The 23,438-nt window shown below is 52.0% G+C and carries 22 protein-coding genes; 11 read left to right on the top strand and 11 right to left on the bottom strand.

The features are described 5' to 3' along the window. Positions 1-113: 113 nt before the first annotated feature. The gene (locus EYZ66_RS13405; RefSeq protein WP_009576335.1) at positions 114-929 is read left to right on the top strand and encodes a cyclic nucleotide-binding domain-containing protein; all 816 of its coding nucleotides are present in this window, start codon (positions 114-116) and stop codon (positions 927-929) included. Between the two features lie 38 nt (positions 930-967). Next, the gene (gene parC / locus EYZ66_RS13400; RefSeq protein WP_009576334.1) at positions 968-3,229 is read left to right on the top strand and encodes a DNA topoisomerase IV subunit A; all 2,262 of its coding nucleotides are present in this window, start codon (positions 968-970) and stop codon (positions 3,227-3,229) included. Here parC and EYZ66_RS13395 read toward each other — a convergent pair. Continuing rightward, positions 3,222-4,433 carry a diguanylate cyclase gene (locus EYZ66_RS13395; protein ID WP_009576333.1) on the bottom strand — a complete coding sequence of 404 codons (1,212 nt, stop codon included), beginning with the start codon at positions 4,431-4,433 and terminating at the stop codon, positions 3,222-3,224. The two genes, parC and EYZ66_RS13395, sit on opposite strands and share 8 nt — an antisense overlap. A 123-nt stretch (positions 4,434-4,556) precedes the next feature. On the opposite strand from EYZ66_RS13395, the gene serB reads away from it, so the two are divergent. Next, complete coding sequence (serB, locus tag EYZ66_RS13390; RefSeq protein ID WP_160195705.1) at positions 4,557-5,774, top strand: phosphoserine phosphatase SerB; 1,218 nt, start codon at positions 4,557-4,559, stop codon at positions 5,772-5,774. Between the two features lie 11 nt (positions 5,775-5,785). Here serB and EYZ66_RS13385 read toward each other — a convergent pair whose 3' ends face one another. Together EYZ66_RS13385 and epmB are read right to left on the bottom strand one after the other, a co-directional pair. Beyond that, positions 5,786-7,615: a hypothetical protein gene (locus EYZ66_RS13385; protein ID WP_160195704.1), complete on the bottom strand. Its 1,830-nt coding sequence runs from the start codon at positions 7,613-7,615 to the stop codon at positions 5,786-5,788. An 87-nt stretch (positions 7,616-7,702) separates the two neighbouring features. Next, the gene (epmB, locus tag EYZ66_RS13380) at positions 7,703-8,710 is read right to left on the bottom strand and encodes an EF-P beta-lysylation protein EpmB (protein WP_009575254.1); all 1,008 of its coding nucleotides are present in this window, start codon (positions 8,708-8,710) and stop codon (positions 7,703-7,705) included. Between the two features lie 30 nt (positions 8,711-8,740). On the opposite strand from epmB, the gene efp reads away from it, so the two are divergent. Together efp and epmA are read left to right on the top strand one after the other, a co-directional pair. Next, positions 8,741-9,313, top strand: coding sequence for an elongation factor P (efp, locus tag EYZ66_RS13375; protein ID WP_009575253.1), 573 nt, complete (start codon positions 8,741-8,743; stop codon positions 9,311-9,313). Further along, positions 9,314-10,246, top strand: coding sequence for an EF-P lysine aminoacylase EpmA (gene epmA, locus EYZ66_RS13370; RefSeq protein ID WP_040816317.1), 933 nt, complete (start codon positions 9,314-9,316; stop codon positions 10,244-10,246). Positions 10,247-10,262: 16 nt separating this feature from the next. On the opposite strand, the gene nhaC is transcribed toward epmA, so the two are convergent. Beyond that, positions 10,263-11,705, bottom strand: coding sequence for a Na+/H+ antiporter NhaC (gene nhaC / locus EYZ66_RS13365; RefSeq protein WP_009575251.1), 1,443 nt, complete (start codon positions 11,703-11,705; stop codon positions 10,263-10,265). 86 nt (positions 11,706-11,791) lie between these two features. Here nhaC and EYZ66_RS13360 point away from each other — a divergent pair, with 86 nt between their 5' ends. Further along, complete coding sequence (locus tag EYZ66_RS13360; RefSeq protein WP_009575289.1) at positions 11,792-12,667, top strand: DMT family transporter; 876 nt, start codon at positions 11,792-11,794, stop codon at positions 12,665-12,667. Between the two features lie 33 nt (positions 12,668-12,700). Here the strand turns inward: EYZ66_RS13360 and EYZ66_RS13355 are convergent, their stop codons facing one another. From EYZ66_RS13355 to EYZ66_RS13345, 3 genes are read right to left on the bottom strand one after another with little or no spacing between them, the layout of a single operon-like run. Next, positions 12,701-13,960, bottom strand: coding sequence for an SAM-dependent methyltransferase (locus tag EYZ66_RS13355; RefSeq protein ID WP_009575288.1), 1,260 nt, complete (start codon positions 13,958-13,960; stop codon positions 12,701-12,703). Then, a complete protein-coding gene (locus tag EYZ66_RS13350) occupies positions 13,957-14,697 on the bottom strand; it encodes a DUF1365 domain-containing protein (protein WP_009575287.1) in 741 nt (246 codons plus the stop codon). Before EYZ66_RS13350 ends, EYZ66_RS13355 begins: the two co-directional genes overlap by 4 nt. Continuing rightward, the gene (locus EYZ66_RS13345) at positions 14,697-15,953 is read right to left on the bottom strand and encodes an NAD(P)/FAD-dependent oxidoreductase (protein WP_009575286.1); all 1,257 of its coding nucleotides are present in this window, start codon (positions 15,951-15,953) and stop codon (positions 14,697-14,699) included. Before EYZ66_RS13345 ends, EYZ66_RS13350 begins: the two co-directional genes overlap by 1 nt. 138 nt (positions 15,954-16,091) lie before the next feature. Between EYZ66_RS13345 and EYZ66_RS13340 the strand changes: the two genes are divergently transcribed. The 5 genes from EYZ66_RS13340 to EYZ66_RS13320 all read left to right on the top strand — a co-directional run bounded on the left by EYZ66_RS13340 (position 16,092) and on the right by EYZ66_RS13320 (position 20,348). Further along, complete coding sequence (locus EYZ66_RS13340; RefSeq protein ID WP_009575285.1) at positions 16,092-16,694, top strand: sigma-70 family RNA polymerase sigma factor; 603 nt, start codon at positions 16,092-16,094, stop codon at positions 16,692-16,694. Between the two features lie 5 nt (positions 16,695-16,699). Continuing rightward, on the top strand, positions 16,700-17,356 hold the full coding sequence (locus EYZ66_RS13335; RefSeq protein ID WP_009575284.1) for a ChrR family anti-sigma-E factor: 657 nt from the start codon (positions 16,700-16,702) through the stop codon (positions 17,354-17,356). 196 nt (positions 17,357-17,552) lie between these two features. Then, on the top strand, positions 17,553-18,695 hold the full coding sequence (locus tag EYZ66_RS13330; RefSeq protein WP_040816312.1) for a Re/Si-specific NAD(P)(+) transhydrogenase subunit alpha: 1,143 nt from the start codon (positions 17,553-17,555) through the stop codon (positions 18,693-18,695). A 1-nt stretch (position 18,696) separates the two neighbouring features. Further along, positions 18,697-18,987: an NAD(P) transhydrogenase subunit alpha part 2 gene (locus EYZ66_RS13325; protein ID WP_009575282.1), complete on the top strand. Its 291-nt coding sequence runs from the start codon at positions 18,697-18,699 to the stop codon at positions 18,985-18,987. Positions 18,988-18,992: 5 nt separating this feature from the next. Next, positions 18,993-20,348 (top strand): NAD(P)(+) transhydrogenase (Re/Si-specific) subunit beta, encoded by a 1,356-nt coding sequence (locus EYZ66_RS13320; protein ID WP_009575281.1) that lies wholly within the window; start codon positions 18,993-18,995, stop codon positions 20,346-20,348. Here the strand turns inward: EYZ66_RS13320 and EYZ66_RS13315 are convergent. The 4 genes from EYZ66_RS13315 to tatA are packed head-to-tail and all read right to left on the bottom strand — an operon-like array spanning position 20,345 to position 23,431. Further along, positions 20,345-22,129 (bottom strand): ABC transporter transmembrane domain-containing protein, encoded by a 1,785-nt coding sequence (locus EYZ66_RS13315; protein WP_040816310.1) that lies wholly within the window; start codon positions 22,127-22,129, stop codon positions 20,345-20,347. The two genes, EYZ66_RS13320 and EYZ66_RS13315, sit on opposite strands and share 4 nt — an antisense overlap. Further along, entirely contained in the window at positions 22,122-22,880 is a 759-nt protein-coding gene (gene tatC, locus EYZ66_RS13310; protein ID WP_009575279.1) for a twin-arginine translocase subunit TatC, read from the bottom strand. The genes EYZ66_RS13315 and tatC overlap by 8 nt, the downstream gene beginning before the upstream one ends. A 3-nt stretch (positions 22,881-22,883) precedes the next feature. Next, positions 22,884-23,207 (bottom strand): Sec-independent protein translocase protein TatB, encoded by a 324-nt coding sequence (gene tatB / locus EYZ66_RS13305; RefSeq protein ID WP_009575278.1) that lies wholly within the window; start codon positions 23,205-23,207, stop codon positions 22,884-22,886. A gap of 8 nt (positions 23,208-23,215) precedes the next feature. Next, positions 23,216-23,431: a twin-arginine translocase TatA/TatE family subunit gene (gene tatA, locus EYZ66_RS13300; RefSeq protein ID WP_009575277.1), complete on the bottom strand. Its 216-nt coding sequence runs from the start codon at positions 23,429-23,431 to the stop codon at positions 23,216-23,218. Positions 23,432-23,438 lie beyond the last annotated feature (7 nt).

Below are 23,438 nucleotides of genomic sequence, written 5' to 3'. Positions count from 1 at the left end.
CTAAAGTTTGCCTTTGTTTCGGCGTTTGAGACTTTCTGGTTTACTGCTACTATGGGGTATGCAGCGAATCTCAAGGGGTGGCTTGGGTTCCTGAATTAATAAAAGGTAGATCTATGTTCGCAAACGCAGAATTGTCACGAGATTTTACAACGCTTAGTCAGCAGTACAAGGCTTTAGTCAAGGCGCTGCTGGATGTTGTAAATATCCCCCATATTCCGGTTGAAATCGAACCGACGGCGACCGGCAATTTCCGTGGTTTTGATGTGGGTAAGTTCTACTTTATCGAGCGCGGTACGATTTCTGCGCGTTATCGCGGCAGAACCATCTACGTTCTAGAAGAGGGTGATATTTTACTGCCGGATATTGCGGGCGACTCCCAAGACGATGCCACGGTATTTTATGGTAGCGAATCGGGCGCCACTCTCCACAGTTTTGCCGCCCTTGAATTTATGCGCCGTGTGTTTTCCGAGAACGATGGTATTAAAGTTTGGACTCGCCTGCTGGTGACTTATGCGGGACTGATGTTGCGCGTCACTGCAGCGGCAGCCCAAGAAGATACTCGTGTCACGCCAGGCTTCGAGGTGTATCAATCGGGCGATATCATCATTAATCAGGGCGAGAAGGCCGATTTCGTGTTTAACCTGTCATCGGGTACAGCCGAAGTCGTGGTGGATGGTATCGTTGTTGGGACTATCGCTGAGGGCGAAATTTTCGGCGCGATGGCGGCCTTGACACACAGTGAGCGCTCGGCCACAGTGCGCGCCAAGACGCAGTGCTCGGTTGTTAAGGTGCCAGAAGCACAGTTTACTGAAATGATTAAAACCAATCCGACGACAATTCACTCTTTGATGGTCGATATGGCCAACTCCATTGTGAATTTGAACGAACAGTTGGTGTCACTACAAAACGGGTCGGCTAAAAAAGCCTAAGCTGGCCAGCGAAAGTTTTATAAGATTGGAATCCCCCCATGTCTGACATGCCCATGTTGCCGGAAGAAGATGAGTCGGTATCGCTACGCGATTACGCCGAAAAAGCCTACCTTGATTACTCAATGTACGTCATTTTGGACCGCGCCTTACCTAATGTGGGCGACGGTTTAAAACCTGTTCAGCGCCGAATCATTTATGCCATGAGTGAGCTAGGTCTCAAGGCGTCCGCTAAATACAAAAAGTCAGCACGTACCGTCGGTGATGTGATCGGTAAATTTCATCCTCATGGCGATAGCGCCGCGTACGAAGCGATGGTCTTAATGGCGCAACCTTTTAGTTATCGCTACCCATTGGTAGACGGTCAGGGTAACTGGGGCTCGGCGGATGATCCCAAGTCCTTCGCTGCGATGCGCTATACCGAATCCAGATTAACGGCCTATGCCGATGCGCTGTTAGGGGAGCTTGGCCAAGGTACGGTCGATTGGGTCCCCAACTTTGATGGCACTATGGACGAACCTTCGGTACTGCCTGCGCAAGTGCCCAATGTGTTGCTCAATGGGACAACGGGTATTGCTGTGGGCATGGCGACTGACATACCACCACATAACTTGCGTGAAGTGGTGTCTGCGACGATTCGCTTGTTGGAGTATCCGAAGTCGACCCTTGATGAGTTGTGCGAACACATTCAGGCGCCAGATTTCCCCACGCAAGCCGAAATCATTACACCTAGAGACGAGATCAAAGCTTTTTATCGCAGTGGCCGCGGATCGATTAAAATGCGCGCCCACTGGCGAAAAGAGGATGGCGCCATTATCGTTGACGCACTGCCCCATCAGGTGTCGGGCGCCAAAGTGCTCGAGCAAATCGCAGCGCAGATGCAAGCCAAAAAACTGCCCTTGGTCAATGACCTGCGCGACGAATCGGACCATGAGAATCCTACGCGCTTAGTGATTGTGCCTAAGTCAAACCGAGTCGATATCGACGCCCTGATGTTGCATCTGTTTGCTACTACCGATTTAGAGCGCAGCTATCGAATTAACTTGAATTTGATTGGCAATAACGGTCGCCCAGGGGTGAAATCGTTAGACGCCATACTGCGTGAATGGCTCGAGTTTCGGACGGAAACCGTTCGCCGCCGCTTGCAGTATCGTCTCGAAAAAGTACTCAAGCGCCTGCACTTGCTCGAAGGCTATTTAATTGCCTACCTAAATATTGATGAAGTCATTCATATCATCCGCACCGAAGATAAGCCCAAGCCAGTTTTAATGCAGCGTTTTGGCTTGTCCGATGCGCAAGCCGAAGCCGTACTCGAACTGAAATTACGCAATTTGGCCAAGCTTGAAGAAATGAAGATCCGAGGAGAGCAAGACGAGCTTGAGAAAGAGCGCGAACAGCTTGAGTTGACCTTGGGCTCAACAGCTCGCATGCGAACCTTGATCAAAAAAGAACTTCTAGCAGTGGCCGAACAATTTGGTGATGAGCGCAGCTCCCCACTAGTGGCTCGTGAAGAAGCGAAGGCATTCTCTGAAAAGGAACTGATGTCGACCGAGCCAATCACTGTTGTCTTGTCAGAGAAAGGTTGGATTCGCGCGGCTAAAGGCCATGATATTGACCCCACCAGCTTGAGTTACAAAGCCGGCGATAACTTTAATTTAGCGGCGGCGGGGCGAAGCAATCAAAGTGCAATTTTAATTGATAGCACGGGCCGAGCGTATACCTTGCCGACTCACAACTTGCCATCCGCGAGGGGGCAAGGCGAGCCGGTTACGGGTCGTATCAGTCCACCGCCGGGTGTGGGTTTTAAAGCCTTGTTGTTGGGAGATGAGCGGCAAAAAATTCTGTTGGCCAGTGATGCGGGCTATGGTTTTGTGACAGAGCTTGGTCATTTGATGGCGAAGAACAAAGCCGGTAAAGCCATTCTGAATTTGCCCAACGGTTCCGAGGTTCTGCCTCCGGCCCAGGTACCTCCTGGCGATGACTTGCTGGTTGCAGCGGTGTCAACCGAGGGGCGGTTGTTGGTATTCCCCTTAGCCGATTTACCCGAGTTGGCCCGTGGTAAAGGGAATAAAATACTCTCGGTACCCAGCGCGCGCGTTAAATCTCGCGAGGAAATGGTAAAAGGCATTGCGGTTTTGACACAGGAATCTAGGCTTGTATTGCATGCCGGTAAGCGTCATTTAACGCTTAAAGTCAGCGAGTTGGATCACTACCGTGGTGAGAGAGGACGCCGAGGCAGCAAGTTACCTAGGGGTTTACAAAACGTCGACTACCTTGTGGCCGAACACCCCGACGCTACTTAAGTTTGCGGTGCGCTTGATCTGCTTGCTCGGCCAGCAGCTCAAGCGTCTCGGGCGGTATACCTACAATCGCAGCGTAGCCATCAATAATGGGGCCGAGGGTATAACCCTCGTTAAATGGCGCTTCGTCACACAGGCTGTGTTCGATCCACAATACCCCACTTTGTTCAAAGGCTTGCTGAAGTTGATCAAACTGGTTTTGGACGTACAGGTCAGCGTAAAAGCTGTGTTCTTCGAGCGGTCGGAGTTCGGATTGTCCTAAAACGCAGCGTACCTGATATTTCAGTTGTCCGGCGTCTTCCTGTTTTTTGCAAAGCATCTGCAACAACAAGGAGGCCTGTGATGCAGCCGTGGTGGCGCGTCTGGAGTCTTGGTCAGAGAAAACCATCGCAACGCAGAGTTGACGTACCACGTGGATTTTTCCACCGTAGAGTTGGGCCGCGCTTCTCAGACACTGATATAAACGCTGCGTGTAGCGCTCTAAAGACTCCTCGTTGAGTGTCGCAATGTAGTGTTCCAGTGCATCAAGCGAGACCAGCGATATCACCGTTTGATTCACGTGCGGGCGCAGTGGGTCTAAATCAACTTGCTCTGCGAGAAGATCTAGCGGCAGTGCTCGTAAACGTGTCTCGATGGCGCGAATTTCGTTGGCGGTATCCGTTGTATCCTCGAGCTGAGGAATTTGTTGTTTCAATGCCTCTAACGCGCGCGAGTATAGACGGCCAATTTGGGCGGCCAGCGCGCCCATTGCGATTGCAATAATCACCGCGAGACCTGACAGGGTCCACCATTGCTGCGAGCGCAAATGAGACGCCATCTGATCACTGTAGTCGATACGCAGTTGAGCCAGCACTCTGCCATCGATTTCAATGGGTATGGTCTGGTGCGCATCTGTCTTGGTTCCAGCTTTTGCGATCACGTTGCCGCTGGGTTCGCTGACCGTCGCGCCTTGAATCCAGCCCTCGCGAATACTTCGGTTAAGTATTGCGCTCGTGGCTAGATTGTCTTTGTTGAGGAGCGCTAAGTTGACCTGGCTGCTGAGCTGCTCAGCCAAGGTAACGCTCACAACCTTTGCTTGCTCTGAGGTGATGTACTGGGTTGAACGCGTCGCCAAGAATACCAGTGTCAAGCTGGCGATGAGCGTGAGTACAGCGGTGGCGATCCCGAGCTGCAGTCGGATCGGAAGTTGTTTGAAGTATTCTGGCACGTCTGTATCCAACCAAGGTTAGCGCGGAGGATACCTCACCGATGCCATTTTGCGAAGTAATACCCACTTGTGTCCGTTAACCAGACCAGTAAACTACGCGTCTCTGAATATTAGGAATTCCCCGTGACCGATATCGTTCTCGCGACATTTTCAGGAAGTGACGTGCCGGGCCTAACGGCCAAAATGATGGCGCTCTGTGCCCAGCATCAATGTGATATTTTGGATATTGGTCAATCTGTTATTCACGATCGACTGTCCATTGGTTTGCTGTTGGCCATTCACACGGCGGAATCGCAAAGCGCCTTGCGTCAGCAACTGCAGTCGATGTGCAACGAGGAACAGCTAAGTTTAGGTTGGGAGCCGGTGTCTTCTGAGCGCTATTCTGACTGGGTGGCAGCTCAGGGCAGTCCGCGGTACATTGTGACTCTGCTTGCCCGTCGAGTCACCGCCGAGCATATCGCAGCTCTCGGTGCTGTTGTGTATCGTCATGGTCTCAATATTGATGGAATCACACGCCTATCGGGTCGTATACCATTAGGCCCTATGCCCCCCTCGAGTAAAGCCTGTGTGGAATTCTCAGTTAGGGGTCAAACCGCTGATCGAGCGCAGTTCAAACGTGAATTGATGTCGGTTGCCAGTGGTTTAGAAATCGATTTGGCTTTCCAGCAAGACGATATGTATCGGCGCAATCGCCGTTTGGTGGTGTTCGATATGGACTCGACCCTGATTGAGGCGGAAGTTATTGATGAGTTGGCCAAGCGTGCAGGTGTGGGCGAACAGGTGGCCGCAATCACCGAGCGTGCAATGAGGGGCGAGTTAGATTTTAAGGCCAGTTTTCGTGAGCGATTGGGCTTGCTAAAAGGTTTGTCTGAGTCTGTCTTGTCGGAAATTGCGGACGAATTGCCGATTACCGAAGGGGCCGCACATTTAATTAGCGTTTTGCGTCGGTTGGGATATCGAACAGCGATTGTCTCGGGCGGATTCACTTACTTTGCTAAAAAGTTACAGGCAGAGTTGGGCATGGATTACGTCTTTGCCAACGAGCTTGATATTCAAGATGGCCTCGTTACCGGCGATGTGAAAGGTGAGATCGTCGACGGTGAGCGTAAGGCTTACTTATTGCGGCAATTAGCTGAGCAAGAGAACATCGAGCTTCAGCAGGTAATTGCTGTGGGTGATGGTGCTAACGATCTACCCATGCTGGGTATCGCGGGACTCGGCGTGGCTTTTCGCGCCAAGCCCCTAGTGAAGGAAGCTGCCGAGCAGTCTATTTCTACCTTGGGGCTGGATGCGATTTTATATCTACTCGGTATTGCCGATCGGTATCAGACGCCCGCCTAAATTTAAGCCGCTTACAGGTAGTGCCACACCGCGTTGAAGGGGTTTTTGTCGAGTATCCCGTGTTCGTCGGCCATCACATCTTTGAGCTGCTGCATGTAACGGAACGCGAACTGCGAGTAGCTCGGCGTTGACGAGACTTGTCGTTGCAGCTGAGCGTAATGGCTCTGATTGCCCTGTATCAAAGAGATTTTCTGAAATTCTTTAAAGCCTAAACGCGGTGTGATCAGCGTTTGAGGCGTGCCGGTCAGTGAAATTTCGGGTAGCAACAGTACCCGCACAGCATCTGACACCTCGCCAAGCTTTTTGATGGTTTGGGCACCGAAGGCAAACGCACTCGGGCTCAACAGCGACACCCCGATGAGCGTCTTGGCGTTTTCGAGTTGGCTGACCCAGCGAATCGTCGCAATGACCCAGTCTTTTGTGCCTTCTTCACACAGGCCAACCACGTCGCCGGTTTTAACGCTGCGCGGCAGAGCACTGCTCCACTCTAGGCAGTACCCACCCGTGCTTGAATTAATGACTCGGACCCGATGTTTGGGATAGCGCCGGCTCAATTCCGCGCCGGATAGATCGTCATCGGGGGCGATTCGAGCCGTTCGGCTGCGTTCTTGCGAGTAGGCGTCGTCGCTGATCTCATCGGTGACGCTTTGATCTTCGGTCTCGGCAGTTTCCTTGGCGTTTTGATCGCTATCGCTGCGATGTAAAAATGCCGCAACGTCACTGGTGTGTTTGCTTTCTGATGACGGACCTTCTTGCAACACGCGTTCGAAAATACGCTCGCCAGCGATGTGGAAATGGACGCTCGCAAGACCGACAACAATGTGCATGGTGCCCGCAACCTGGGTGCGCGAAAAACCACGGATATTGACTTGCCCGAGTGAGCTCACAAGATGCTCGAGTACATCGGTGCTCAGCATCGGCTCTTTGTGGTTTTCGACGATCGATTTTGCGGGTCGATGACGAATGTAATTGATGTGTTCTTTAAATCGGGTGGTGAGCGGCTCGATAAATAGATACCGATGTTGGGCCCCGAGCTCAGCGGTATTCTCAGGTTCGGTGTTATAAACAGGAGCGCTGTCAGAACTCAAATCGATAATGAGTAGCCCTTCGCCAGAGCTGGCCGGCAGCAAATGACAGAGCTCGCGCTGTTCGTAAAACTGCCGGTAGACGACCGGCAGATCTTTTTGCCGCAATTGGTTTGGTCGACAAGAACCCAGCAAACAAATTTGCGTAAAACGTGTTTTCACAGAGCACGAGCCGTCGAGCTCATCGGTGACTTTTATATCTGAGAGCTGTTGTCGATCACACAGTAAGTAGAGTTGATACAGTTCTAACCAACTGCCGCGTTCAATGGGCTTGTACAGCTGTAAGGTTTGCAGAAATCGACGTCCCGCCATGCTGATGGCACGATGCAGACCTTCACACGTTGTTTTGGCTGGGCTGCCAGATTGAAATCGCCCCCGCTGTTGAATGGCTTGCACCGCAACTAGGGTATAACCGGTGGTGACTTGTTTGGCTAAGTTGTCGGCGAGCTCGTACATTTCTCGCGCTTCGGCCGGTAGCGATAGCGGCTGATTTAGAAAATGCGTTGCCAAGCTGTTGAGCGCGGTGTACACGGGGCGGCGCAGGCTGTTCAAGATTGCCAAACGCTGGTCGGCGGGCATATCGATGCGGTTTAATTCCCACGTCGCCTTGAGCAAGCCGCGAGACATCAGCTTGGCGTTGGTGAGCGGTAAATCTTCTGCCCATTTGGTGGCGGCAGCTGGCGTAACGTCAAACAGAGAGCAGGACGATAGTTCTGCTCTTGGTATACGTAATTTGATAGGAGGAGCTTCTGTCACTCGTAATCGCCAACCGCTGACCGATAATTTAGCACCACACTATAGCATGAGATGCTAAATCAGCAATCGATGAGAGTGTAACTACCCTCAGTAAATCAGTGTTTTTGAAGCACCTCCGGGTATTTCGCTGACCAATTTTGGCACGAGATAGCCCGGCAATCTTGCTTGAAGTGTTTGGTGTAGTTGTTTGCTGTCGCCCATGGGCTGTGCGAAGTGTGCGGCGCCTTGAACGGGATCGAGGGTATGCAGGTAATAGGGAAGCACCCCGATCTTGAATAGCTCGACACTGAGCGTTTCGAGCGTGGCGGCGCAATTATTAATGTTTTTTAACAGAACGGTTTGGTTCAGCAAGGTGATACCTTGCGCTTTTAGCTGAGCCATTGCGAGCCCGACCTCGACATCAAGTTCCTTGGGGTGATTGCAGTGAACAACCAATGTCACCTGAAAGCGTGACTGGCCGAGCCGTTGGCACAGCTCGGTGGTAATACGCTGTGGTATTACGATGGGCAGGCGGGTATGGATACGCAAACGCTGAATGTGAGGTATAGCCTCGAGTTCGGCGACTAGCTCACTGAGCTTGCGGTCGCTGGTCAACAGCGGGTCACCCCCGCTCAGAATCACTTCTGTAATATCTCTCTGGCTGCGAAGGTAGGTAAGCGCTTCGTTTAGACGGGCGGGGGTGAGAATATTTTGAGCATAGTCATTGTGGCGACGGAAGCAGTAGCGGCAGTTCACGGCGCAGGTGCCTGCTGTCATCAACAATACACGCCCGAAATACTTGTGGATGATACCTGGTACGGGCGTAAATCGCTGTTCTTCCAATGGGTCGGTGGTGCCCACCGCGTTTGGCGCAATTTCTTCCTGTAGCGCCAAGACTTGAAGCAGCAATGGGTCCTTTGGGTTTCCGTATTCCATGCGCGCCACAAAGGGCCTCGGTGCTAACACAGCAAACCCTGCGGTCTCGCCTGTGATTGTATCTAATGAACTCTGGGGTACGCCAACCGCTTGAAGTAGCTCGGCACTGTCGCGAATAGCAGTTTGTAAAATACTTTGCCAATCAGAGCTCTGCCATTGAAGGGAGGTGTGCGATATCATAGGCCTACTGTAGATATTGAGATAAACATTATGGCAAATTTTTCAACCAACGAGTTCCGCCCAGGCTTAAAGGTCATGTTAGATGGCGAACCTTGTAGCATCCTTGAAAACGAGTTCGTTAAGCCCGGTAAAGGTCAAGCGTTTAACCGAGTGAGAATGCGCAACTTGTCGACCGGCCGTGTTTGGGAGCGCACATTCAAATCAGGCGAAACGCTTGAAGGCGCCGACGTCATGGATCATACCATGGAATATTTATATACCGACGGTGAGTTTTACTATTTCATGGATCCCGTGACATTCGAACAACATCAGGCCGACAAAAAGGCGGTGGGTGAAACGTACTTGTGGCTGAAAGAGCAAGATACCTGCGAGGTGACTTTATACAACGGCACACCTTTGTCGGTTACACCGGCCAACTTTGTTGAGCTGGAAATTGTCGAAACAGATCCAGGCTTGAAGGGTGATACCGCTCAGGGTGGAAACAAGCCGGCACGTTTGTCGACCGGCGCGGTCGTCAAAGTTCCACTGTTTGTAACACAAGGCGAAGTGATCAAGGTGGATACGCGCTCGGGTGAGTATGTCTCTAGAGCGTCTAAATCGTAGGTGATTGACACACGTCAAAGGCTGGAGCGAATCGCGCACGTGCGTTCCACGGTGCGCGATTTTTTTGCCGAGCGTCAGGTGCTAGAAGTTGCGGCCCCCGTGGCTGGGGCGCGAGCAGTCACCGATCCTCAGCTTGAATCGATACCCTTTCGGGTGATGAACGAAACGCGATATCTGCAAACGTCTCCAGAATTTGCTTTGAAACGGCTGTTAGCTCAGGGCAGCGGGGATGTTTATTCGCTGGGTACAGTGTTCCGAAATGATGAGCAGGGTCGGTGGCACTCCCCTGAGTTTACTATGCTGGAATGGTATCGGCTGGGGTTCAATCATCACGATTTGATGAGCGAGGTTGAGTCTTTGGTGCATTCGGTTTGGCCGAGTATGCCGGTTCTCGAACGGCTGTCGCACCGAGAGTTATACGAACAGATTCTGGGTGTTGACTCGTTGAGTGCGAGCGTCGAGCAGCTAAAAGATCGTGCTCAAAATCTGCAGGAATGTCCATTCACTGAAACAAGTCGAGTATTTTGGCTGGATTTACTGTGGGTGATCGGTATCGAGCCAGCGCTGCAAGATCGCGCCTGTTTTGTTTACGATTTCCCGATCGAGCAGGCAGCTTTGGCGCGATTGGGTGACAGTGAGGGGCGAGCAGTAGCTCACCGGTTCGAGCTGGTGATTCAAGGTGTTGAATTGGCCAATGGGTTTTGGGAGTTAACAGACGCTGACGAGCAGCACGGCCGCTTTGAAGCCGATAACCAACATCGTGAGTGCTCGGGTCAACCGCGAGTGAAACCGGATGAACGGCTCTTGCAGGCCCTTCGCGCTGGCTTGCCGGACTGCGCCGGTGTGGCGCTCGGCTTTGATCGTTTGGTGGCGTTGAGTTCCGGATATCGGCAAGTTTCTGATGCTTTGGCGCTAGCTTGGGACCAGGCCTAATTCTTCACATCACTCGTCACAGATGTTTTTGCCCAATATTGCGTGACGCAAAGGCGATTGCGATGAATGGGCAGAGTAAATTAAAAAATGCATAGGGGGCGTAAGAGAATGATGCCACGCCCAAAGTCGCTGTCATGTAGGCCCCGCAGGTGTTCCATGGAATGAGCACCGAAGTCAGCGTGCCGGAATCTTCCAGCGTTCTGGACAAGTTAAGCTCGTCTAAACCCTGGTCGCGATAGGCCTGTTTAAACATCCGCCCCGGCAGTGCAATTGCAATGAATTGATCGGCCGCTAACAGATTGGTTGAAAAGCAGGTGGCGACTGTGGTCGCAACCAGTGAGGTCAGCCCTCGAACGCCTTTGAGCGCAATTGCGATCAGCCGGTCGAGAATGCCCGTGCGCTCTAAAATGCCGCCAAAACTCAGAGCACATACGATCAGCCAAACGGTATTCAGCATCGACGACATGCCACCTTTGCTGAGCAGTTTGTCCAAAAAGGCGTTACCGGTGTCTGCCTGAAAGCCATTGAATAAAACGCTCCAAATGCCGACGACGACATCGCTTATATTGTCGCCACTGCCTTCAATCAACGCCGCAGCGGTATCGGCCTGGAATGCAGCTGCAAAAATACCCCCTATCAGCGCGGAAATAATAATCGATGGATAGGCTGGAATGCGTTTGGCAATGAGTGTCAGCATAATCACCAGAGGGATTAATAGGTGTAGCCCAATTTGAAACTGTTGGTTGATGGCACCTTGCAGTGCGGCGATGTCAGTGGGCGTTCCGCCTTGTTTGCTGCCAAGTATAAAAAACGCGATGCAAGCTAGGCCAAAAGCCGGGATTGTTGTCCAAAGCATGTGACGGATATGTTGGAATAAATCGACCCCAGTCACTGCCGATGCCAAGTTTGTTGTGTCGGATAAGGGCGAGAGCTTATCGCCGAAATAAGCCCCCGAGATAATCGCCCCAGCGGTAATTTCGAGTGATAAATCGAAGCTGCCAGCAATGCCGATCAAGCCAACGCCCAGCGTGCCGGCGACCGTCCAAGAGCTGCCGATGCTGACGGCAACAACTGCGCACAAAATCGCGCAGGTGGCATAAAAGTACGATGGGTTGATAAGCTCGATGCCGTAGTAAATCATGGCGGGAACCGTGCCAGCTAATATCCAGGTGCCTATGAGCATGCCGACACTTAACAAGATCAGGATAGGCCCGAGTCCTACATGGATGCCTTCGGTTAAGCCCGCTTGCAGTTCTTCGTAGCCAATGCCTTGTTTTAAACCAACTAACATCGCGATGCAGCCGGCTAGAATCAGGGCGATTTGATTGGCGCCATAGGAAGCATCGGCGCCAAAAAAGTAAACAGACGCCCCTAAGCTGGCAATCAAAAACACAATGGGTAACAATGCCAGCGCTAAGGGCATGGTGGTTTTTTCTTGATGTTCCAGTGGCGTCGACACAGTGCATTGGCTCCCCAATAGTCATTGTCGGGGAGCATGCCCGAAAAACGCTTCAAGGTACAGACTTTGGGATTTAGGGGCTTTATTTGAACAGATCTAAGCAGGCACTCGTACTGGGCTTGAGCGCTGTCTTATTGTGGTCTACGGTAGCAACGGCGTTTAAGATCGCGCTGCGCTATCTCGATGTTTTCAGTTTGGTGTGTCTCGCATCTGTCGTATCTGCGTGCGTTTTAGTGTGTTGGTTGGTGGCGCAAGGCCGCATGACCGAACTGTTGACGGCTCTGCGCAATCAGCCCCTGAAATACTTCATCATGGCGTGTATAAACCCCCTGCTGTATTACGTCATTTTGCTTACCGCGTACGATTTATTGCCGGCGCAGCAAGCACAAACGATTAATTATACTTGGGCGATCATTTTGTCGCTCTTGGCCGCGCCGGTGCTGGGTCAGCGCCTGCAGCGCAAAGACTTAGTCGCCATTGCGGTGGGCTATCTGGGCGTTGTGATTATTGCCACTGAAGGTAGCTTTCATTTGGGCGCCATTCAAAGCACCCTAGGTTTAATCTTGGCCTTGGTCAGCACCCTAGTTTGGGCTGGATTTTGGTTGGCGAATACCCGCTTGCAAGAGCCGAAAGATGTGGCTTTAGCTGCGATGTTTGTGATGTCTTGCCCTGTGGCTATTGCTTATCTCGCTTATGGCGGTGGTCTCGCTCAGCTCAGCTGGCAGGGTTTGGGTGCCGCCGTGTATATCGGGTTATTTGAAATGGGCGTCACGTTTTTGCTGTGGTCACAAGCGTTATCGAGAGCGGTTAACGTGGCTCGCGTGGCGAATTTGATTTTTTTAGCCCCAGTGTTGTCATTGGTCCTGATACAGCTTGTGCTGGACGAACCTATTCATCCGGCGACGGTTGTTGGTTTTGCGCTGATTGTACCTGCGATCTTACTGCAGCAGCGCGACGCTTGATTCGCACCCAGACGCTTGCACTTCACGACGGGCCTAGAACGACGGTCGGTATCCGGGCTTCGCGAAGGTTAGCTGTACGGTGCCAATCACGCGTTCCCTGAAGCCGCCTTCACAGTAGCACAAGTAGTACTCCCACAAGCGTTCGAAGTCATCGTCAAAGCCCATGGCTTTGATTGCCCCAAGGTTTTGAAAGAAGCGATCTCGCCAGGCGGCTAGTGTGCGGGCGTAGTCCTGAGTGATGTCGCGCAAATGTATCATCTCAAGGTCAGTCTGCTCTGCTATATGTGTTGCAATTTGGCCTAGCGAGGGTAGGCAACCTCCCGGGAAAATATAGCGATTAATGAAGTCGACGCTGGACTTGTAAGCTTCATAACGTGCATCGGGTATGGTGATTCCTTGAATAACGGCGACGCCGTTGGACTTTAAAAGCGAGCTTAGCTTGGCGAAGTAGGTTGCGAAAAACTCGTGACCCACGGCTTCGATCATCTCGATAGACACCAGCTTGTCATATTGACCTTTCAAATCGCGGTAGTCTTCGCACAATACGGTGACGCGGTCTTCAAGTCCTGCTTCTTTAACGCGCTCGCAGGTCAGCTTGAACTGTTCTTGCGAGATAGTAGTGGTCGTCACTTTGCAGCCATAATTTTGTGCGGCATAGACCGCCATTGCGCCCCAGCCAGAGCCAATTTCTACGAGGTGGTCGCTGGGCTTGAGTTCGAGCTGTTCGCATAAGATCCGAAGTTTATTGATCGAGGCTTCATGAAGATTGGAAGTGTTATCCTCGTAAACCGCGGCTGAATACATCATTGTTGGGTCTAAGAAGTGCTGGAAGAAATCATTGCCCAGATCGTAGTGGGCAGCGATATTTTTTCTGGAGCCCGTTTGTGTGTTGCGGTTGAAAAAATGCTGTAGCCGCAGGGTCTGTTTGAATAACCATGAGTGTTTGCTTTTGAAACCCTCCAGTAGGTGTAAATTTGCGCTAAAGAAACGCATGACTTCAGTAAGATTTGGCGTAGACCAGTAACCCCTGATATAGGCTTCGCCTGCCGCGATCGAGCCTCCACCTAACATATCTCTGTAGAGCTGTTGGTCATGGACTTGAACACTGGCGCGAATACCTGAAGCGCAGTCGGCCTGGCCGTACTGCATGCTCTGATCACCCTCGCGTAATTCTAAGTGACCCACTTGGGCCTTGTGGAGCAAGGTTAAGAAGAGTTGCCGGGCAATGTTACTTTTGCCCTGGCGTAATCCAATTTTGGGTAAGCGAATACTTCCTACGCTGGGGGTATTCATAGTGCATGCTCCTTACTTGGGTGTGCGTAGACTGGCGTCCTTTTTAGCCAGAGCTTTAGTGCCTGCCAGTAAATTCCTGCGGCGACTTTCACAGTCATGTGGGGGTAGCGCCACAAGATTGCGACGGCCGATTTTGCTGTTAGGGGTTGGGCTGTCAAGGCAAGTGAGGCCAGAAATATGGGTTCCGACGCCTGACTGACCTGTAGCCGGAGGTTGAGCTTGTCGTTGGGGGCCTTACACGCGAAATGATAGGTCATGTCCATCGGGTTGAAGGGCGAGACATGCATAGCCTTATGAAACTGGAAGTCGGCCTGGCCATTGGCGCATGGCACTACGTAGGTAATGCGCTCTTCCCAAGGCGTATTCGTGACTTCGAGCACGATGGCCTGAAGTTCTTCGCTGGTGTCAAAGCAAAAGTAGCAGGCAATGGGATTGATCGAGTAGCCGAAGTAACGCAGATTTGCGAGTAAGTAAACGTCTCCGCTAGGTCTAAACCCAAGTTCTTGGTTAACTTTATCCTTCACGACGGTACCGAGGTCCTGATCGTGAGGTGTTAGAAAGTCAGTGCGCCGGAAGCTTGCGGGACTGAAGCGACCCGTGCCCCAGCCCGGGAGATGACGCAAGCTTTCGTCGAGACGACTAACATTCAGGTAAGGTAAAAAGACTGAGTACGTAAACTTATGAATGGTCGGTGCTTGTCGTCGGTGGTAGAGCGTACCGACGTACAAACGGTTCATTAGGCAGCTGCCCGCGCTTGCTTCGGTATCGCTTGTGCGATACGAAGCGCGCTGTTGACGCCATCCTCATGGAAGCCGTTGTGCCAGTAGGCGCCGCAATACCAAGTATTGTTTACTCCATTGATCTCGTCCCAGCGCTTTTGGGCTGCAATTCCGTCAAGTGAGAATACTGGATGGTCGTAGCTGAACCGACCTAAAATCCGATTCGGGTTGATCCCGTGGGTTTGGTTGAGCGTGACGCAAAATGTCTCGGGTGCCTGTATCCCTTGCAGTATATTCATGTTGTAGGTGACAACCGCACGGCTTCGGTCGGGGGTCAGCGAGTAGTTCCAGCTCGTCCATGTCTTGCGGTTGCGTGGCAGTACTTGGTCATCGGTATGTAGCACCACGTCATTGGTTTGGTAGGGAATGGCTCCCAATATTTCTTTCTCGGTCGTCGTTGCATCTTTTAACATCGCCAACGCTTGATCGGAGTGCGTCGCGATAACGATTTGATCGAATTCGTAGGTCTGCCCGCCCGCTTTGAAGCGCACGCCTGACGGGCGTCGCTCGACGTCAGTAACGGCCGCCTTGGTGATAATTTTATCGGCAAAGCGCGCGGTCAGTGGGGCGATGTATTCGCGTGAGCCGCCATCAATGACTCGCCACTGGGGGCGGTTTTTTATGTTCAGCAGACCGTGGTTTTTGAAAAACCGCAGGAAGAATAGAGCGGGAAAGGACTCGATGGCCTGCCAAGACGCTGACCATATTGCCGCCGCCATAGGTATCAGATACCACTGCCGAAAGCTCTCAGAATACCGTTTTTTCTGCAAGTACTCGCCCAGTGTCTCGTCGGCCCGCAATGCACCGCTTTCTAAATCTCGCTGTGAATCTTTGTTGAAGGCAAGTATATCGCGCACCATCCGGATAAATTTGGGCGACATTAGATTGCGCCGCTGCGCAAACAGCGTGTCAAGCGAGCTCCCAGAGTACTCGAGTCCGGCTGCGCTATCTTTGACACTAAAACCCATGGATGTTGCTTTCGAGCTCACGCCAATCTCGTTGAGCAACTGAATAAAGTTGGGGTACGTCCAGTCGTTGTATACGATAAACCCAGTGTCAATGGCGTACCTGCGGGGCCCAAGCTGCACGTCGACGGTTGCCGTGTGGCCGCCGATTCGTGGGGCGCTTTCGAACACCGTAATGTCATGCGCCTTGCTTAAATAATGAGCACAGGTAAGACCTGAAATGCCCGAGCCGATAACCGCAATTTTCACCGCAACACCTCTCGCGTGTGATTGATTTTGATTCTTACAGAAGCACTTACGCGGGTTTTTTAAGATCAGATCAACGAAGAAAGTGATCCACCTTGACAAATGTGCGTATACTTAAGTGACATACATCGAGGCAAGGATATGTCCGTGGTGACGAAAAAGCCGGGAGACGAGGTAACCAACCTTGAGTCTGGGCGGCGTACAGACGAGTGGAGCCAGTGTTTGCGCTCTATCGCGAAACATCGCGATAGGTCAGCGTTTGCACGGTTTTTCAAACAATTCGCTCCTCTGATCAAAGCCTTTGCCTTGTCAGGTTCCACTTTGTCGGCGAATCACGCCGACGAATTGGTTCAAGAAGTGATGTTGAAGGTGTGGCAGAAAGCCGATGGGTTCAACCCAGACAAGGCGTCTGCAAGCACCTGGGTATACACGATTGCTCGTAACTGCCGAACAGATTTGTATCGGCGCTTACAAAAGTTCGATACGCCTCTCTCTGCAGACGATGTATCTCTGGATCAGGATGGCGAGGAACCGGCGGTCATGTTACATCAGCGACGAACTCGAGATCGAATTCGATCAATGATGGATACACTGCCCGCTGACCAGGCACACATATTGGCCAAGGTGTACATGGAGGGCAAGTCGCACTCCGAAGTGGCCAGTGAGCTGGATTTACCGCTGGGAACCGTGAAATCGCGTGTGCGATTGGCGATCCAGAAACTACAGATACAGATGGAAGATTAAGAAAGATGGCGAAGTTTCACCCTGACTTACAGATGCTCACTGAGTTCACCGCTGGAACGCTCTCGTTGGCTCAATCGGCGTGCGTATCAATGCACTTGACCTACTGTACGAAGTGCCAAGAGATATCCGAAGCACAGACGGCTATGGCAGCGAGCTTATTTGAAGATTTAGAGCCCGTGAGCGTTAGCGACAGTCAGCTCGATATTGTGATGTCTCGGCTCGACGAAGACGCACCCTTGACGTACCCAAAAGAGTCGAAGGGGGCACAATCCAGCACGCCAGCGATACTGCAGCGTCTTATGCAGGGGGACTTTAGCGATCTCACCTGGAAAAAAATCACGTCGTCGCTTCGAATCTCGTATTTGACGACGGGCGACCCGTATTACGAGTTCGCCCTATACCATATCAAAGCGGGCGGTGTGATTCCTGAGCACAACCATCGCGGCTCAGAAATGACACTGGTATTAGAAGGCGGGTTCAGTGATTCTGATGGAACCTACCACGCAGGCGATTTCCTATTCCGTGAGGCGGGTGATGTGCATTCGCCAGCCGCGCTAGCGGACGAAGATTGTATCTGCTTAGCGGTACTTGATGCCCCCTTGAAGTTCACTCGCATGCGTCACCGATGGATGAACCCCTTCCTGCAACTTAAGGCCTCCTAAGCCGCTCACTTAAGCGTGTCTATGTGACACGCATTGCGACTAGGATCGTCGATATAGCCATTCTTGACCATACGCCGATCCATTTTTGTGTGATAGAGTGAACTTTCGCGCCACTTTTGTGCGCGAGTGGACTCGTGTGTGGCACATGCTCTGTGCGCCACGGCAGCAAACATTATTACAACAAGGGAACTTAGCAATGCGTATAGCCGTTCCACGGGAGACTCATCCCGGAGAAAACCGCGTGCCTGTTACCCCAGAAACCGCAAAGAAACTAGTACGTCTTGGTGCCGAGGTTGTTATCGAGACGGGTTTGGGTGAAGGAACAGGGTACAGCGATAGTGAATATCAGGAAGCAGGTGCGAGCATAAGCGCTGACCGAGAAGCGTTGTTTACGCAAGCAGACGTACTGTTGCGTTTGCGTAAGCCAAGCTTGGAAGAAGTTGCACTTATGCGCGAAGGCTGCATCCATGTGAGCTACTTGGATCCGTTCAACGAGCGTGAGCTGATTGAAGCCTTGCGAGCCAAAGGCGTAACGTCTATTAGTATGGAGATGATTCCACGGACTACCCGCAGCCAAAAAATGGATGCCTTGTCGTCGCAAGCTAACTTAGCGGGTTACATGACGGTCATGCTGGGAGCGATGCATTTGCCCCGTATTCTGCCCATGATGATGACGCCTGCTGGCACACTGAAACCCGCCAAAGTGTTTGTCATTGGAGCGGGTGTTGCTGGGCTTCAGGCCATTGCAACGGCTAAGCGTTTAGGCGCCCGTGTCACGGCGTTCGATACCCGAGCGGTGGTGGCTGAGCAAGTACAGTCTTTAGGCGCGACCTTCTTAGAAATTGACTTGGGTGAGACGGGGCAAACCAAAGACGGTTATGCAAAGGCACTGACCGACGAGCAAATCGCGATGCAGCGTGAGGCACAAAAAGCCGTCATTGCCGAATCTGATATTGTCATTACGACCGCGCAAGTCTTTGGTCGCAAACCGCCGGTACTCGTCACCCAAGATATGCTCGAAGGGATGACGCCGGGTTCTGTCGTCGTAGATATGGCGGCAGAGACGGGTGGTAACGTCGAAGGCTCAGTCCCTAACGAGGTCGTCACCGTGAACGGCGTGACCATTGTGGGCCTGGGTAATCTACCCAATTACGTGTGCAAGGACGCGAGCCAAATGTACGCCTCCAACTTGTTCAATTTGGTCGAAGACAGCTGGGACAAAGAGGGCAACAGTTTTGTGATCGATTTTGAACACGATATTTTGCCCGGTTGCATCATAACTCACGGTGGTGAGGTGACCAACGCCACAATCAAACAGTTCTATGAGGGAGGGCAGTAGCATGACGATTGTATTTTTGACCTTCATTTTGATGCTCTCAGTATTTTTAGGTTTTGAACTTATTAATAAGGTGCCAGCTACCCTGCACACGCCTTTGATGTCGGGCGCCAATGCCATTTCTGGTATTACCGTAGTGGGTGCTATCGCTTTGGCTGGGACGGGTGACCAAGACTTGGCACAGTGGTTAGGCGCTGCTGCGGTTGCTCTTGCCTCGATCAACGTGGTGGGTGGGTACTTAGTGACCGATCGCATGTTGGCAATGTTCAAGAAGAAAGAGGGGGCCCGCAAATGAGTTCTATGAATGGTTTGATTATTCAGTTGGCTTATGTGGCGTCGGCCGCCTTGTTCATTATGGGCCTTAAACTGCTGGGTTCGGCGGCTACTGCTCGTAAAGGCAACACGCTGTCTGCTGTCGGTATGCTGGTTGCCATCGTGGCTGCCTTGATTGACCAAGGCATTGTCAGCTATCAGTGGATTATTATTGGTGTCTTGGTCGGTGGTCTGATCGGTGCTGTAGCGGCGCGTCTGGTACAAATGACGTCTATGCCAGAAATGGTGGCACTGTTTAATGGTTTTGGTGGCCTTGCCAGCTTACTCGTCGGTTGGGCGGCTTTAAGTGGCGATGCTTCAACGTTTACCGTTATTACCATCGTGCTGTCGGTCTTAATTGGTGGTGTAACTTTCACTGGATCCTTAATTGCTTACGGTAAATTGAGTGAAACTTTGGGCAGCGGTGCGATTATGTTCCGCGGTCAGCAAGTAGTGAATTCGTTAATCGTGCTTGGCATCATTGGCGCCGCGGTTATGTTGTCGATGGACCCTACTAACACGACTTGGCTGTACGCAGTTATTGGATTGTCCCTGCTGTTTGGCATCATGGCAGTGATTCCCATTGGCGGTGCCGATATGCCAGTTGTGATTTCACTGCTCAATTCGTACTCGGGTTTGGCGGCGTGTGCGGCGGGTTTTGCCATTAACAATAATATTTTGATTGTGGCGGGCTCACTGGTGGGTGCGTCGGGTATTATCCTGACTCAAATCATGTGTAAGTCAATGAACCGCTCTTTGGGCAACGTATTGTTTAGCGGGTTTGGTTCGGGTGTGACCGAGGCGACCGTGGTTGAGGGTGAGATTAAACCGATCTCGGTCGAAGACGCTTACTACGTGCTTGAGGCTGCGACTAACGTTGCGATTATTCCGGGTTACGGTATGGCGGTTGCGCAGGCACAGCACGTCGTTAAGGAATTGTGTGAGCTACTCGAGCAAAACGGTGCCGAGGTGAATTTTGGTATTCACCCCGTGGCAGGGCGTATGCCTGGTCACATGAACGTGCTGTTGGCCGAAGCCGATGTTCCTTATGATCAGTTGCTGGAAATGGACGAGATCAACCCTCGTATGGAAACTGTGGATGTCGCTATTGTTATCGGCGCTAACGACGTCGTTAACCCAGCAGCACGAGAGGTCGAGTCTTCGCCGATTTACGGTATGCCTGTTATCAACGTTGATACGGCAAAAACGGTATTTGTGTTGAAGCGCTCTATGGCCTCTGGCTTTGCCGGCATCGAGAACCCACTGTTCTACAAAGAGAACACTCGTATGCTGTTTGGTGATGCAAAAGAGTCAATCGGCGGATTGATTCGAGAATTCAGCTAGGCCATCTCTTGCGAGCGGGCGTGAGCCCGCTCGTTAAACTGCAGTTCTGCTAACCGTTTGTACAAGGGGCTGGTTTTTAGCAGCTCGTGATGCGTGCCTTGTGCAACGATTTTTCCTCGATCTACCACAACAATTCTATCGACGTGCAAGATGGTCGAGAGTCTATGGGCGATGATAACTGTCGTGCGATCTTGCACCAGCTCCGCTAAGGCTGTCTGGATATGATGCTCCGACTCGGTGTCGAGTGCACTTGTTGCTTCGTCGAGCAGCAACACTCTGGGATCTTTCAGAATGGCTCGCGCTATCGCAATGCGCTGCTTCTGACCGCCGGATAAACGCACACCCTGCTCGCCCAAATAGGCGTCGTATTGGTCGGGTAGCTGCTCAATGAAATCATGCGCGTGAGCGGCTCTTGCGGCCTGTTCTATTTGATCTGATGTACATTTTGGTTGCCCATAGGCGATATTGTTGCGGACCGTCGTGCTGAATAGCACCGGTTGCTGCGGCACCACTGCGATTTGGGCGCGCAATTCCATCAAGCTCGTTTGTTTTATTGCAGTGGTACCAAATTGGATTTCACCCTGCTGTGGGTCATAAAAGCGCTGTATGAGCTCAAAAATAGTCGACTTACCGGCTCCGGAGGGGCCCACCAAGGCAACGGATTCTCCGGCGTTGATCCTGAGATTGAACCCTTCCAGGGCCCATTGATTGGGTCGTGAAGGGTAGGCGAATGACACGTCCTTGAACTCAATGGCTGCTTCTTGCGTGCCCAACTCAGGTGACTCAGGTGGCTCGATGAGTTCGGATTCTGCGTTCATGAGTTCAATTAGGCGCTCAGCCGCGCCTGCGGCCCGCTGTACTTCGCCCCAAACCTCGGACACTGTGGCAAAGCCAGAGCCGAGCATGACCGCATAAAAAATAAAGGCTCCCAGTTCACCGGCGGTCATAACTCCGTTGATTACATCGCTGCCGCCTGAATAGAGCATACCGATCATGCTGGCAAAAACCACAAAGATCGCGACACCGATTAATAGGGCGCGGTTGCGGATACGTTGCTTGGCTACGTCGAATGCACTCTCGACTTCCCCTTTGAACATGCCCTGTTCGAACGCCTGGCGGTTAAAAGCCTGTACCGTTTTGAGTTGATGGATGACCTCTCCGGCGTAGGTTCCGACTTGCGCCATGGAGTCTTGGCTTGCGCTGGATAATTTGCGGATTTTGCGGCCAAAAAACAAAATTGGCACCAAGATGGCGGGGACTCCAACCACGATGAATAGGCTCAGTTTCCAGTTGGTGGCAAACATCATGATCACGGCGCCACTTAGGGTGAGCATGCTGCGCAAGGCCATGCTTAGCGATGAGCCTATGATGGTTTGCAATAGGGTGGTGTCGGTGGTCAGTCGAGACATAATCTCGCCAGGCCGGTTCTCCTCGAAAAAACTAGGGTGCAAGTTTACTAAGTTGTTGAATACTTCAGCGCGCAGATCCGCCGAGATTCGCTCACCCAGCCACGACACAAAATAAAAGCGCGTAAAGGTCCCTGCGGCGATGGCACTGGCAATGGCCAATAGTGTTAGCATTGCCTGCTGCAATCCTGCAATAGAATCGGAGGCAAAGCCCACATCAATTAAAGTTTGCACGCCAAAGCCTAGGCCCAGAGTCGCAGCTGCAGTAAAGCACAGAGCGATGGCAGCGACCGTAGCGCGGGCTTTGTAGGGGCGCAGCAACCGGAGGATGGGCAGCAGTACCCCGAGTCCCGACTGCTTAGAGGGCTTACTCATCAGTGGCGGCGGCGCTGTCGGCGTCCGGGCGACGCTCGATAAACCGACCGAAAAATACGCCGACCTCAAACAGCAACCACATGGGAATCGCCAGCAGCGCTTGTGAAATCACGTCTGGGGGTGTGAGCAGCATGCCAAACACGAAACAAAATACGATGATGAAGGGGCGCTTTTGTTTGAGAGACTCGGTCGTGCTAATGCCCGCCCAAATCAGAAGTACCGCGACAATGGGTATTTCAAAAGCCAGCCCAAATGCGAAAAATAGCTTTAAGACAAAATCAAGATAACGATTAATGTCGGTCATGATCGTGACGTCGGTGGGTCCCACGCTCGTAAAAAACGCAAACACCAAGGGGAAGACGACGAAGTACGCAAAAGCAGCGCCGGCGTAAAATAACAGTACACTAGATACTAACAGCGGTATGGCTAGACGCTTCTCTTGTCGATACATGCCCGGGGCTATGAAGCTCCAAACCTGAAACAGCACGTAGGGTATGGAAATGAACAGAGCCGCAAATAGCGTCAGTTTAAAAGGTGTTAAAAAGGGCGACGCTACCTCGGTTGCGATCATACTTGAGCCCGCAGGCAAAATGGCCCGCAATGGCTCAGAGACGAAGGTGTAAATTTCATTGGCGAAGGGGAACAAACACAGAAATACAACCAGCACACTCAATAGGGCTTTGAGTAAGCGATCCCTCAGTTCGGTGAGGTGCGCGACTAATGGTTGGGCTTGATCGGTCGATTCACTCATAGACTAGGAGTCGGCCTGGGTGTTGCGTTGCGCAGTCTGCTTTGGATCGACGGACGGTTGTGCAGGCTTTGTGTCGCCGGGCGCGCTGGCGTTGAGATCGACGTTGATCGTATCTTCTATTTCTGATTGCGCGCGCTTTAGGTTTTCCATGACCTCGTTGTTGTGAAGCTCGAGTTCAACCTCGCGCTTGATGTCGTTGTAGCTGCGTTTCAGGCGCCCGAGCCATACCGACGCTGTTTTTATGGCGCCGGGCAGCCGTTCGGGGCCAATGACAAGCAAGGCTACGACAGCAATGAGCAGTAACTCTGCAAACCCTATGTCGAACACCGGAGGCCTTACTTTGTGTCAGTGTTCGAAGGCTTATTTGGATCGTCTTGGGCTTCTTTATTTTGAATGTTTGCCTCTTCGTCGGCGCTCACACTTTTGCGAAAGCCCTTAACAGCCGCGCCCAAATCACTGCCGAGTGTGCGCAACCGTTTCGTTCCAAACAGCATGATGACAATGGCTAAAATGATCAGTAGCTGCGGTACACTAATTCCACCTAGGCCCATAGTAATC

The sequence above is a fragment of the Aequoribacter fuscus genome, from assembly GCF_009910365.1.
GTDB classification, from domain to species: domain Bacteria; phylum Pseudomonadota; class Gammaproteobacteria; order Pseudomonadales; family Halieaceae; genus Aequoribacter; species Aequoribacter fuscus.
The sequence above is the reverse complement of the archived record's forward strand: the minus strand, read 5'-3'. Positions and strand labels throughout refer to the sequence as shown.

Coding starts and splice junctions, on each gene's coding strand:
- EYZ66_RS13350 (WP_009575287.1), bottom strand. CDS start 14,697: ATGAACCGTTTGTACGTCGGTACGCTCTACCACCGACGACAAGCACCG.
- EYZ66_RS13335 (WP_009575284.1), top strand. CDS start 16,700: ATGGCGAAGTTTCACCCTGACTTACAGATGCTCACTGAGTTCACCGCT.
- tatA (WP_009575277.1), bottom strand. CDS start 23,431: ATGGGCCTAGGTGGAATTAGTGTACCGCAGCTACTGATCATTTTAGCC.
- EYZ66_RS13320 (WP_009575281.1), top strand. CDS start 18,993: ATGAATGGTTTGATTATTCAGTTGGCTTATGTGGCGTCGGCCGCCTTG.
- tatC (WP_009575279.1), bottom strand. CDS start 22,880: ATGAGTGAATCGACCGATCAAGCCCAACCATTAGTCGCGCACCTCACC.
- parC (WP_009576334.1), top strand. CDS start 968: ATGTCTGACATGCCCATGTTGCCGGAAGAAGATGAGTCGGTATCGCTA.
- EYZ66_RS13315 (WP_040816310.1), bottom strand. CDS start 22,129: ATGAGTAAGCCCTCTAAGCAGTCGGGACTCGGGGTACTGCTGCCCATC.
- EYZ66_RS13330 (WP_040816312.1), top strand. CDS start 17,553: ATGCGTATAGCCGTTCCACGGGAGACTCATCCCGGAGAAAACCGCGTG.
- efp (WP_009575253.1), top strand. CDS start 8,741: ATGGCAAATTTTTCAACCAACGAGTTCCGCCCAGGCTTAAAGGTCATG.
- EYZ66_RS13405 (WP_009576335.1), top strand. CDS start 114: ATGTTCGCAAACGCAGAATTGTCACGAGATTTTACAACGCTTAGTCAG.
- EYZ66_RS13355 (WP_009575288.1), bottom strand. CDS start 13,960: ATGAATACCCCCAGCGTAGGAAGTATTCGCTTACCCAAAATTGGATTA.
- EYZ66_RS13340 (WP_009575285.1), top strand. CDS start 16,092: ATGTCCGTGGTGACGAAAAAGCCGGGAGACGAGGTAACCAACCTTGAG.
- EYZ66_RS13325 (WP_009575282.1), top strand. CDS start 18,697: ATGACGATTGTATTTTTGACCTTCATTTTGATGCTCTCAGTATTTTTA.
- epmB (WP_009575254.1), bottom strand. CDS start 8,710: ATGATATCGCACACCTCCCTTCAATGGCAGAGCTCTGATTGGCAAAGT.